The sequence below is a fragment of the Methylohalobius crimeensis 10Ki genome (assembly GCF_000421465.1).
Taxonomy (GTDB): domain Bacteria; phylum Pseudomonadota; class Gammaproteobacteria; order Methylococcales; family Methylothermaceae; genus Methylohalobius; species Methylohalobius crimeensis.
In genome coordinates, this window is sequence record NZ_ATXB01000001.1 from 2,719,772 (window position 1) to 2,731,603 (window position 11,832).

An 11,832-nucleotide genomic window follows, 5' to 3' on the forward strand; every position below is an offset into this window, starting at 1 on the left:
CCATGGGCCAGGAGATCCAAGGGGTCGATTTCACCCCCGCCGATGAGGCGCGCTTCCAAGCGCAGCTGGAAGCGGACACCCGGCGTTTGGAGGAACTGGAAAGCCGGTCGCGCCTGTCCTCTCATCCCCCGGTCGCCGGTTTCGAGATCGAAGCCTGGCTGGTGGACGACGATATGCGCCCGGTGCCGGCCAACCAACGCTTTATGGCCCGCCTTCCCGATTCGCTGGCCTCGCCCGAGCTGGCCAAATTCAACGTCGAGCTCAACAATCCCCCCCGACCTCTGCGAGAAGACGCCCTTCGGCGCTTCCATCACGACCTGACCGAAATTTGGCGGCGCGCCGACGCCACCGCCGCCGATATCGGCGTTCGCTTATTGATGATCGGCACCTTACCCACCCTCCGGCAAAGCGATTTGACCCTGGACAACATGTCCAATCTCAACCGCTATCGAGCCCTCAACGAACGAATCCTGAAGCACCGGGACAAACCGCTGCACCTGGAAATCACCGGGCGCGAACATCTGGAATGCCTCCACGACGACGTGATGTTGGAGGCCGGCGCCACCTCGTTCCAAATCCATCTGCAAGTCCCCCAGGATCAGGCGGTGGCCCTGTACAACGCTTCCATCCTGGCCTCGGCCGCCACCGTGGCGGTGGGCGCCAACTCCCCCTATCTCTTCGGCAAGGATTTGTGGGCGGAAACCCGTATCCCTCTGTTCGAACAGGCGATCGGCATCGGCGGTTTCGGCGCCACCACCTATGGGCCGCTGCGCCGGGTCGGTTACGGCTCGGATTACGCGCGCCGCTCGCTGAGCGAGGTATTTCGGGAAAACCTGGAACACTTTCCCATCCTGCTCCCTATCCGGTTCGACGAACCGAGCCAACGCTTTGCCCATCTGTGCTTTCACAACGGCACCATCTGGCGTTGGAACCGGCCGCTGGTGGGTTTTGACAGGGACGGTACCCCCCATTTCCGGATCGAACACCGGGTTTGTCCCGCCGGCCCCACCCTCGTGGACATGACCGCCAATGCCGCCCTCTATTACGGCCTCGCTCAAAGCCTGAGCCTGGAACCGGCCCCCGTTTCCTTCGCCCAGGCACGCGACAATTTCTATCTGGCCGCCATCCACGGCTTAGCCGCCCACATCGTCTGGAGCGCCCAGCGCCGTTGGGCACTGCGCCAGCTGCTTCTGGACGAACTCATACCGCGCGCCCGGGAAGGCTTGCAGCAACTGGGCATCCACCGCCGCGACAGCGAGTATTACCTGGATCTGGTACGCCAGCGGACTTTGACCGGTCAAAACGGCAGTCAGTGGCAACGCGGCTTCGTGGCCGCCCATGGCCTGGATTTCACCGCCATGACCCAGACCTATCTCAACCTTCAACGCCAAGATCAACCGGTTCATACATGGCCCCTTTGACCCTGCATCAACTCGACCACGTCCCCGATGGCCTGGTGGACATCTCCGCCGGGCATCTGCACGAATTATTGCCCGGCCCCACCCTGCTTCACCTGCAAGGCAAGGACCCCCGTCCTCTGTTCGTTTCCGTCCTCCTGCACGGCAACGAAGTCACCGGCCTTGCGGCGATCCAGCGCCTATTGAAAAAGTACCGAACTCACCCCCTGCCTCGCGCCTTGAGCATTTTCATCGGCAACATCTCGGCCGCCCGCTCAGACATGCGACGGCTCGACGGACAACCGGACTACAACCGGGTCTGGCCCGGTACCGATCATCCTGATTGCCCGGAAGTCCGGCTGATGCGGCAAGTATGGGAAACCATGGCCGAGCGGCAGGTGTTCGCCAGCATCGACGTCCACAACAATACCGGCCGCAATCCTCACTACGCTTGCATCAACCACCTGGATCGGCGCTTTCTCAACCTGGCCTCCCTGTTCGGTCGCCTGGTGGTGTATTTCCTCCGTCCCGCCGGCGTCCAGTCGATGGCCTTCGCTCGGCTTGGTCCGGCGGTGACCCTGGAGTGCGGTCGTCCCGGCCAGGACAACGGCATCGATCACGCCTTCGATTTCATCGATACTTGTCTGCATCTGGCGGGCATTCCGGATACCGCCCCGGCCACCCACGCCATCGATCTGTTCCATACCGTCGCGCAAGTGAAACTTCGCGAAGGCATTCGCTGCAGCTTCCACGACCGGGAAGCCGATGTCGTCTTTCGGGAAGATCTGGATCACCTCAATTTCACCGAATTGCCCGCGGGTATCGTCTGGAGCGAGGTGCATACGGAAAACTTGCCGGTCATCGCCATCGACGAAGACGGCAACGAGGTCAGCGAACGTTATTTCACCGTGGAGGGCGGGAAACTGCTCCTCAATCGCATGGTCATGCCTTCCATGCTGAGTCGGGACGAACGCATCATTCGCCAGGACTGCCTGGGATATCTGATGGAGCGGCTTAATCCAACTTCAATATTTTCTACGAGTGACCGATAACCCGTTTGAGACACATTCCATCGAAATATTCGGGGTCAGATTCCCTCCTCTATTGCCTAACATCGCCGTTAACCTGGAGCGCACGTTTTCGCGCCCATCCAAGTTAGGTAGACGAGTCCCCTCCCAGCCCTCTTTCTTTATTGGTTTAACCGCCAAAAGCGCCAATCACTCATGACGTTTGGAAAATTTGGGGGAGGATATGGAAGTTGCTTTGATTTTTCTGTGAATGCGATCACGCTTGAGTCAACCGGGCTGGGAGAGCACACATCCTCCATGACGGAACCGAATCGCCTTTCACTGTCGTTCGAGGACAATTTCAGGAGATGGGTCTCGACCTCGCCGGCGGTCGAAACCGATCGGCGCGAAACGGATTTGTCCGTCGCCATCGGCCCGGTTCGGTTTGCCTTGAACGATTGGGAATGTCCGCCGGAACGGTTGTGGGCATGGCTTGCCGCGATCGATGCAAAGCGGCTGCCGGTGACATGCCGGTTTCCATTGATGGTGTGCGATATGCTCGCCGAGGTGGAACTGACGGCCCTTCCGGGAGAGAAAACCGGCGAAGTGAGACTGCGCATACACACCTTCTGGCTCTCGGCCTGGGGATCAGGCGATCCAATTCAAACAGCGGGAATTCTCCCGCCGCGCTTCGATTGGTTTACCCGCTTGCGGGCACGCCTGAGCGAAGCCTGGTCGGCCACTCGCCGGATGGATTTTGTCCGCCCGGGCGACTGGATCGATTGGCAAGCGGACTTGGGGGCATTGCCCGAAGACAACGACGCTCGCGAATCCCTTTTCTGGTGGCGCCTGGCGCTTGCCTTTGCGCCCGCCCGCCTGCCCCTCAGCCTGCTCGACGACGACCCGGCGCATCACAGGCTCCTGCGTCGCTGGGCGTGGAATGCGCTTCATGCCGCATTATCGGCTTGGCGGTGCGAACACGGCCGAAAACCCTGGCCGTTGGACTTTCTGGATTGGCAGGAAGGGAGCGAATCGCGGCATGAGACTTTGGGCGATAGATGCGCGGACGTGCTCGACGACTTTCTTGGCGGCGACCGGTTGTGGTCGTTTCACATGGACAATTTCATGAGCCGTCATCCCGACTTGCGCCGATCCAGCCGGGATTCCCTGGATAAGGGCTGGCGTAGCGGGCGTGAAGGAAGCCTGACGTCTCTGGCGCATTTTCTTCACGCCTTGCACGCCGACCTGTCCGCCCGGGCGCCCGCGATCGATTGGCCCGCGCCGCCGGCGTTGCCGGCCGGCAAAGTGACAGAACAAGCCTGGGTACGCCATCCCGAATACGGCGCCGGCCAGGTCAGACGGGTATTCCGTCACCACGAACCCATGCTGGCGGAAGTAGCCTATCCCGTCGGACCTTGGCGCATCGTCCCGGTCGAAACGCTTACGGTAACGGACGAAGGCGACGGCCGCTGGGTCGGTGCCGAAATGGTCGGCTCGCCCGAGACCGGTTTGTCGGGTCCGTTCGCGTTTCTTTTTAACTACCGAATTCAGGGGGCGCACCGCCGCGGCACGCATGGGGCGCTCGGATACGGCATGCCGCGTGCCGGTTAAGCGGCTCCGTGGACTGATGAGCCGAGTTGCGCATGCGCTCGCCGTCCACCATCGGGACATTGGAGATGAGTTATTCGAGATTCTGCCGGCCGCGCCGGAAGGCGGCGTGCAGATTGACTTGGCCTTGCCGCTGGCGCGAAATCATTGCTGGCGCTACGGGACTCGACTTTATTTGTCGAGCCTGCGCACCTGGTTTGCCAGGCAATACGGCGAACTGCAGCACCGCGCCCTTTCAAGCGGACGCTATTTTCCCCCGCCCCGATCGCTCATGTTGATGTTGTTTCCCCATGGGGGGATTCGAGTGGGGGCGGCTTTCGCACATGGCTATCTGCCACGGGACCGAATACTCCTCGTCGAATGGCCCCATCGACCGAGGGAATGACTCTGGCCGATAGCGGTCTTTTCTGAACGTTGAACCGAATGGAAGCGGTTTTCCGAATCGCCCTTTACGGGGAAATCACTTGTCCATTCTGAGCCGGAGAGACTCTTTCAAGCCTCCCCTTGCTGGATCATCTCCTCATATTCCTCAGGCGTGATTTCGCCGCCCAGCGAGGTCGCGATTTTCTTGTCGCATTCGGGCAAGGCATCCTGAAGCCCGTCGATGCGCTTCCATTGCGGTGGGGGCGCGGGGCAATCGGCCTTCGGGACGTAGCGGGAAGCAGCGATCTTCCGGTATCGGTGGATATAGCGCGGGCAGTTAACGAAAATCTCATCGACGGTCACCCTCACCAGCAGCTCGGCGCCCGGGATTTCCCGTATCAAAGGATCGTGATCGCTGACGGTCGCCCTGCCGTGTACCCGCACCCGCTGGGGCGTTTCGAAATCGATGAACAGCATGCCGATCTTATCGTGGGCACCCATGTTCCCCAGGGAGAGAAACATGCCGTTGCCGTTGAAGCTCGGGAACGCCAAGGTTTTTCGGTCCACCACCCGCACGAACCCCGGCTCGCCGCCCTTGTAGGAACAGGTGGGGCAACCGCGATGGTCGACGGTCGTCAGAAAGAACATGTCGCGGCCTTCGATAAACGCTTTATGTGGATCGGAAATTTCCGAAGCCACGATGACCTCGTTCAGACGGTCGGCCAACGCTTCCGTCTCGAACGCCGCCTGCATCGCACGCTGCTGCTCGCCGTATATCTCGCTCATGGTCGCTCCCTTTTGCCGGAAAAGCGAAATTAGCAGATTCCAGGGGTGATTTCCATGTTAGGACAAATACCAGCCACCGGAGAGAGACGATGAATGACACCGTTTTGCTTGAAGCTCCCGAATTCAAATCGCGCCTCCAGGCATTGCTCGACGGAATGCCGGAAGGGACCCTCCAGGATTACGCCTTTTTCGACCTTGCCTCGGACCGGGCGTCCTGGTTCGATACCGGCATCGACGTGAAATTCGACAGCCAGGACATCACCTACTATTGGAGCGCGGAACTGCCCGTCGGCACCGTGTATCGATGCCCGATTCCCACCTGGAACGCCCGGGAAACGCGTGTGGTCGTTCGATCGGGGGAGCAAGGACTGGGCGAGTGGATCGATGAGGCGCGGGATGTGTATCAAGACTATGTTGATGCGATCGGCGGTCCGATGCCAGAGAATATCGTGCGGGTCTGGCTCATCGCCGTCAGCCTCTTCCAGCGAACCGAAGGCAAATGCCAATATGACGATATCGCCTTTCTCCAGGGGAAGCGCACGATCCAGGTCAGATGATGAGCGTGCAAAAAAAAAGATCAAGTGCGAAGATTTTTACGAAGTGCTGTAGAACAGCTCATGACAAGAGCGCAATTCCATCTCTTCTATGCGAGCATTTCATCTTCCGCGGATCCCTTGGCCACATTCAGCGAGGATAAGAAGGCTTCGCCGAATATGTCGATATGGTCCACGAAGCACTCGGCGACTATCGATGTAAGGACGCGTCAGACTTTCATGTGATTTCTCCTTGTTTTCTCTTGTTCGATTTTCTCGCCGACTGGCTACCTGCCTCGGGATACCGGGGATGCGCCTTTCTCAATATGATGTCCGAATCGCCGACGCTCGGCGGCGAGATCCAAGCAGTGATCGAGCAGCATAAATCCGAGTTGCGTTCCTATATCCGTAGACTCGTTGCCGGTCTCGACGTCTCGCCCCAGGCGCGGATCGCCGATGCGACGCCGGACGCTCTTCATTCGCAATCCGGACGGCAATGTCCTGGAGTTCAATGAACTGTTGGACAACGCAAAGACCTGAACGGCCAACAAGGGACTGGTTCAGGCAAAGTGGTTGAGATACAGCCACACGCCGCACTTTTCAAGATATAAAGTGGGTGAGATTTTGCCTTACACTACCGGAACTCCGAAATTTGAAGCGGTTTTTTCCAATGAGAATCCAGCAATACCAAGTCGATGCCTTTGCCAACCGGGTTTTCGAGGGCAATCCGGCCGCCGTCTGCCCGCTTGATCACTGGCTGGAAGACCGGATATTGCAAGCCATTGCCGAGGAAAACAACCTTGCCGAGACGGCTTTTTTCGTTCCCGGCCAACAAGGATTTCGGCTTCGCTGGTTCACCCCCATTAGAGAGGTGGCCCTTTGCGGACATGCCACCTTGGCTTCGGCCCACGTCCTGTTCAACCATCTCGGCCACACCGGAAAATCGGTGACCTTTGACACCCGGAGCGGAGAGCTCACGGTCGAACGGGAAGACGAACGGATGGTAATGAATTTTCCCAGCGTCCCGCCAAGGCCGTGTCCGCCCCCGTCCAAGCTGCTTGAAGGGTTGAAGGCAACGCCCCTCGAAGTGTTGTCGGCCGACGACTATATCGCGGTATTCGAGAATGAAGCCGCCATTCGTGCCATCGCTCCGAGCATGACCACGTTGACTGAGCTGGATCTAAGAGGGGTTGTCGTCACCGCACCGGGACAACATGCTGATTTTGTCAGCCGTTTTTTTGCGCCCAAGTACGGCATTCCGGAAGACCCCGTCACCGGGTCGGCGCACTGTGAACTCGCCCCTTATTGGTCCTCCCGACTCAACAAACACAGCCTGGCGGCAAGGCAGCTTTCCAAGCGCGGGGGAGACGTGCATTGCCAAATAAGCGGTCAGCGCGTCCTCCTCTCCGGGCGGGCGGTCACCTTCCTGGAAGCGACAATCGAGCTGGATGCGCTGCGGGCGCATCTGGGGCAGGGAGCAGCGTGATCGGTATTTGCGTAATCTCGACCACCGTTTTGCATGGCTGGCGCAAAACCCGCATTTGGGCAAGCATCGGCCGGATATGCTGGAAGGCTATTATCGTTTCCCGCAAGGTGCCCATCTGATTTTTTACCTCATGCGCGATGACGGGATCGGCATTATCGGCATCCCGCATCAGAACATGGATGTTCTGGATTTCTTCAACGGCTGATTCCATACCCGCTTAAACAGGGTTTCCTTTCATCTGATGACGGTCCGAGTCGTCCAATTCTAATTAGACCACTACACTGGCGCGCTTAGGAGGGAGCGGAGGGATGTTCCCTGCTTCGCCAAGGCTTGTTATCTGCGGCATTGCAAGACCTACCCCTGCTGCCGCTAGCTAGGGGGCGTCAGTTGGAATGTTAGACTTGACGCAGTTACCTATGCTGTTCGTGAACGCACAATTCCGGTCAGCCAGCTAACGCACAGAGCCGGTGGCAGTGCCTCGTATGCCGACCAGAAAGAGAGGTATCGATTCAAGAAGTGGCGGAACCGTAAGTAGGGTCTTGCAATCAAGCAAGAAAAGTCGAACGATTGCAGGTGGTGGATCGCAAGGAAAGAAAACTCCCAAAAAATTAACAAATGAGATCCATTCATCTTTATTTTAATCTCGGGTTGATTTACTTTCCGTGAACTAGGTTCAATTTACTTCAAGTTTGGTATTCGGGAGGTTTCAAAGCCAGTCCATTTTGTTCATCGCCCGTGCGATTTCAATGGAACCCATCGAGCAAGGATCAAGAACCCGAAGGATAATGTCATGTTCAAACACGTGTGGGCGACAGCCACGACACAAGCTGAAGCCGCTTTTATCGGCAACCCGGCAATCTACCCTGGATCGCCGGGCCGACGCAAACCCGCACGCCCGTTGCCGGATCTTGCTCGATATGGCGAATCCGAATGGCGCGAATTTTCCACCTATTTCCGTCCACCCCCTAATACCCCTTGCCATCCACGGCGAAAACCGCCTTCGACAAGCCACTTCTCGAGAGCGCGTTTCCTCCACCCGACTCAAGTTCGTCAGATTGCATCAGGCTCTCGAAGCTTATGCTTAATACCCGAATTTTAGTCCTGGACGACGAACAGGAATTGCTCAGCGACATCAGCGAGATCCTAGAACATCATCGCTATCGAGTCTTTGCGGAACAATCGATAGCCTCCGCCAGACGCCTCATCGACAAGGAAAATATCGATATCCTGCTGCTCGACGTTCGAATCCCGGGGCAAGACGGCCTGACATTCGCGCGCAGCATCGCCCAACGGCCGCCACCGCGACCTTCAGTGATTTTGATGAGCGGCTACGCGACCATGGAAACATTGGTGCTCGCCATCCGGGCCAGCGCCGCGGATTTTCTCATCAAACCTTTTTCATCGGTCGAAATGCTCGAAGCGCTTCGACGAGTGGAAAACGGATGGGGAGAGACACCCGTCCGTGCCGCCAATCCCAAGCCGACAAAAGAAGGGGCGCTCCGGGATGCGGCTCGCTTATGGCAACACCAGCGTTCTCTTCGTTCTCGTTTTTTTCCCTCCGCGGTCTGTTCCGGAGCGACCTGGGAGATCCTGTTGCAAGTTGGTTTCGCACACCAGCAAGGCCGTCCCGAATATCCGTCCAGTCTGGCCGCGGGCGCAGGCATCTCGATCACCACCGCATTACGGCATATCGCCGACCTGGAAACCCTCGGTCTCGTTACCAAACAGAGCGACGGCAACGACCGTCGCCGTTCCGTGATCGCCATGACCGCCGACGGCGATGCCCGGATGCGGGAATATCTGGCGTCGGTGACACCGGAATCGCTCGGATACGGTTAGGCAAAGCGGCGTGAGGAGATATCGAGACATAGGCCGAATGCCTTCCCTGACTGATGAAATCTATTAAGTGCTTCCAGTAGTTTGCCCATGTCGTCCTTCATCCAGATAGTGGCCCTCGGCACCCTGACCATCGCCGGCTATTGGCTGCATCTTTCCCTGATGTTCGGGATCGACTTGGTATTCGGCAGCGTCTTCGCCACTGTCGCCGCGGTACGTTGCAACTGTCGTTGGGCGGTCCCGATCTCCCTGATCGGCAGCCTTTACACCATCGGGCTATGGGGACATCCAGCGGGCGTGGCGATTTTCACGCTCGAAACGCTTTTTATCGCCCTCATGCACCGGCGTCTGCCCCAACAGCATCTGGTGGTGATCGACCTGATCTATTGGCTGCTGGCAATCGTACCGGTCGCGCTGCTATTTCGCTACGGGATGAAGATACCGTGGTTGGACACCACCACGGAGGTACTCAAACAAGCGGTCAACGGAATGATCAATGCCGGCTTTGCATCCCTGTTGTTGCACCTCAATCTGTTTTTCCGACCCAAGACCCATACCGACCGCCGTCAACCCTTCAGCCGCTTTTTATTGACCGGCTTCGTCGTGGCCGCCTCGGTACCGACCGTGATGGGCATTTTTTGGTTCAACCGGGTGGTATTGGAACTGCAATCCAAGCACGCCCAAGCGATGCTGAAAACCCGGCTCGATCATTTCTCCAAGCAGGTAGGACGCTTGCCAACCACGCCACTCCCGGAATCGACCGGTGAGCAGCACGCCAGACTGGCGAAAAGACTCGCCCAAATCCTCCCCTCCCGGCAGCACGCGGTCTTGGAGTATCAAGGTCGGAAAATAGTCGGCATTCCAGCCGACTGGCGCTTGGCGAACTATACCCCCGAACGCGACAGTGGGGTCATCCTCCCCGCCTCTCCCGGCTTGCCGAAAATGCTGGCATGGCGCAGCGGTTATTTCTTCTTAGCCGCCCATTTGCCGGAGCAACCCGAGTACAAGCTGCTGCTGGCATCACCGCTCGAACCTTCGGTCGATCAGGTGCGCGAAATCACTATCCGCTGCCTAGTGACCGGGCTTGCCGGCTTGGTGGCCGGCCTGATGCTCGGCGGTCTGATTCACCGCCGGGTCAGCCGCGAGCTCGAGTGCTTGACGGCCGAAGCGATCCACCCCCCGCAAAACGTCCACTCCCACACCGACAACGCGAATTTTCTGGTGATGGAATTCGGTTTGCTCCACGCCACTTTGATGACCGCTCACCGACAGAATCGCAAAGCCTTGGACGCCCAGCGCAAGATCGCCGAGCGCTTGCGGCAGATCTTTGCCGCCGTCGACAGCGCGATCATCACCTTCGACCACATCCAAAAGATCAGCGAATGGAATCCTGCCGCGGAACGCTTGACCGGCATCCCCCGAGGCGAAGCGCTGGGACGCCCCTTCCCCATCGAAGTGTGTCACCGCGAAGATGCGCAACGCCTGGAAAGAGCGCTCAAGAAGTTGTCCCTGGAATTGCCGATCAAGGATCTTGAAATCCGATGGTGCAACCAAAAGAGCGGTGCAATCACCCATGTTCTGGCCAACGCCCGAATGGTTCCGAACTCGGACGATAAGTCCATCAAAACGGTACTGGTCTGCCAGGACGTGACCGAGCACAAGCAAACCCAGGCCCAATTGGCGCACTCGGCCCGCTTGAGCAGTTTAGGTCTCATTGCCGCGGGGATCGCACATGAGCTGAATCAACCGCTGAACGTGATTTATCTAGCGGCCGAAAACCTCGAGTCGACTCTCGACCCTTCGAACGAATACGCCCGGCGCAAGCTCACCCGTATTTTCGAGCAAATCGAACGGGCGGCGGGGATCGTCCGCCAGGTCCGGCGGCTGGGTGGCCACAACGAACAAGCGGAAAAGGACTGCTTTCCCTTATCGGAAGCCGTGGCGGGGGTGGCGGAGCTGCTGGAGAGTCAACTGCGCGCTTCGAACATCGACCTTCGCTGCGCCTTTCCCAAGGAGGCATCGGCCATCCAAATTTCAGGCAACCGCCTCAATTTCGAGCAAGTCCTGATCAATTTACTGGTGAATGCACGTGATGTATTGCTCGAGAGACAGGTGCCAGATCCCTGGATATCCGTATCGGTGGTACGCGAAGGCTCCCAATGTCGTGTGGAGGTCTCGGATAATGGGGGAGGGCTCGACGATGCGGCGCTTCATCACGCCTTCGACCCCTTTTTTTCCACCAAACCGATCGGCAAGGGCATGGGGTTGGGGCTGTCGCTATCGTTCAATTTCATCGAGCAAATGGGGGGAACCATGACCGTTCGCAACACCTTTGACGGCGCTCTGTTTCACATTCGATTACCCATCGCGGAAACCACCTGAGCATCATGGCAAACAGGGGGTACCGGCAAACCCGGAACAACCGACCATATTGATGAAAAACATTTTGATCGCCGACGACGAGCCGGAATTGCTCGAGGAATGGAGCGAGGGCTTGCTCCGGCAAGGGTTCGAGGTCGTCACATGCACCGACGGCAAAGCGGCCCTTCCGCTGCTGCGGGCTCATCCTGAAATCCGGATCGTGGTGACCGATCTGCGCCTGCCGGGGCTGTCTGGCCTGGAGTTGGCCAAGCTCGCGGCGGAAATGGAAGGACCGGAGCGGGGCTTCATTTTGGTCTCCGGCCACACATCCGATTCCTCACTGGAAAGACTGGAAACAAAACCGTTCCGCACCCTGCTCAAAAAGCCGGTGGGTATCCGTAGACTGATGGCCACCATAGAATATGTGACCCGATTACTGGAAGCACCCTAGTGCT

General features: G+C 58.3%; 12 protein-coding genes. 11 read left to right on the plus strand and 1 reads right to left on the minus strand.

Annotated features, from left to right (window positions below):
• The first annotated feature begins 2 nt into the window (after positions 1–2).
• From H035_RS0113345 to H035_RS0113360, 4 genes are all read left to right on the plus strand, one after another.
• On the plus strand, positions 3–1,421 hold the full coding sequence (locus H035_RS0113345; RefSeq protein ID WP_022949470.1) for a glutamate--cysteine ligase family protein: 1,419 nt from the start codon (positions 3–5) through the stop codon (positions 1,419–1,421).
• Positions 1,409–2,449, plus strand: a complete 1,041-nt coding sequence (locus H035_RS0113350; RefSeq protein WP_022949471.1) for a M14 family metallopeptidase — start codon at positions 1,409–1,411, stop codon at positions 2,447–2,449. The genes H035_RS0113345 and H035_RS0113350 overlap by 13 nt, the downstream gene beginning before the upstream one ends.
• A gap of 273 nt (positions 2,450–2,722) precedes the next feature.
• Positions 2,723–4,015, plus strand: coding sequence for a hypothetical protein (locus H035_RS0113355; protein ID WP_022949472.1), 1,293 nt, complete (start codon positions 2,723–2,725; stop codon positions 4,013–4,015).
• 16 nt (positions 4,016–4,031) lie between these two features.
• On the plus strand, positions 4,032–4,397 hold the full coding sequence (locus H035_RS0113360; protein ID WP_022949473.1) for a hypothetical protein: 366 nt from the start codon (positions 4,032–4,034) through the stop codon (positions 4,395–4,397).
• A gap of 107 nt (positions 4,398–4,504) precedes the next feature.
• On the opposite strand, the gene H035_RS0113365 is transcribed toward H035_RS0113360, so the two are convergent.
• Complete coding sequence (locus H035_RS0113365) at positions 4,505–5,161, minus strand: pyridoxamine 5'-phosphate oxidase family protein (protein ID WP_022949474.1); 657 nt, start codon at positions 5,159–5,161, stop codon at positions 4,505–4,507.
• Positions 5,162–5,250: 89 nt separating this feature from the next.
• Here H035_RS0113365 and H035_RS0113370 point away from each other — a divergent pair, with 89 nt between their 5' ends.
• The 7 genes from H035_RS0113370 (at position 5,251) to H035_RS19755 (ending at position 11,828) form a co-directional block, all read left to right on the plus strand.
• A complete protein-coding gene (locus tag H035_RS0113370; protein WP_022949475.1) occupies positions 5,251–5,718 on the plus strand; it encodes a DUF3047 domain-containing protein in 468 nt (155 codons plus the stop codon).
• Between the two features lie 164 nt (positions 5,719–5,882).
• Positions 5,883–6,209 carry a hypothetical protein gene (locus tag H035_RS0113375; RefSeq protein ID WP_022949476.1) on the plus strand — a complete coding sequence of 109 codons (327 nt, stop codon included), beginning with the start codon at positions 5,883–5,885 and terminating at the stop codon, positions 6,207–6,209.
• 155 nt (positions 6,210–6,364) lie between these two features.
• Entirely contained in the window at positions 6,365–7,180 is an 816-nt protein-coding gene (locus H035_RS0113380) for a PhzF family phenazine biosynthesis protein (RefSeq protein ID WP_022949477.1), read from the plus strand.
• Between the two features lie 7 nt (positions 7,181–7,187).
• Positions 7,188–7,385, plus strand: a complete 198-nt coding sequence (locus tag H035_RS0113385; RefSeq protein WP_200861550.1) for a type II toxin-antitoxin system RelE/ParE family toxin — start codon at positions 7,188–7,190, stop codon at positions 7,383–7,385.
• 872 nt (positions 7,386–8,257) lie between these two features.
• A complete protein-coding gene (locus H035_RS20895) occupies positions 8,258–9,019 on the plus strand; it encodes a response regulator (protein WP_022949479.1) in 762 nt (253 codons plus the stop codon).
• An 87-nt stretch (positions 9,020–9,106) separates the two neighbouring features.
• Positions 9,107–11,398, plus strand: coding sequence for a PAS domain-containing sensor histidine kinase (locus tag H035_RS20900; protein ID WP_022949480.1), 2,292 nt, complete (start codon positions 9,107–9,109; stop codon positions 11,396–11,398).
• 52 nt (positions 11,399–11,450) lie between these two features.
• Positions 11,451–11,828, plus strand: coding sequence for a response regulator (locus tag H035_RS19755; RefSeq protein ID WP_022949481.1), 378 nt, complete (start codon positions 11,451–11,453; stop codon positions 11,826–11,828).
• Positions 11,829–11,832: the final 4 nt, after the last annotated feature.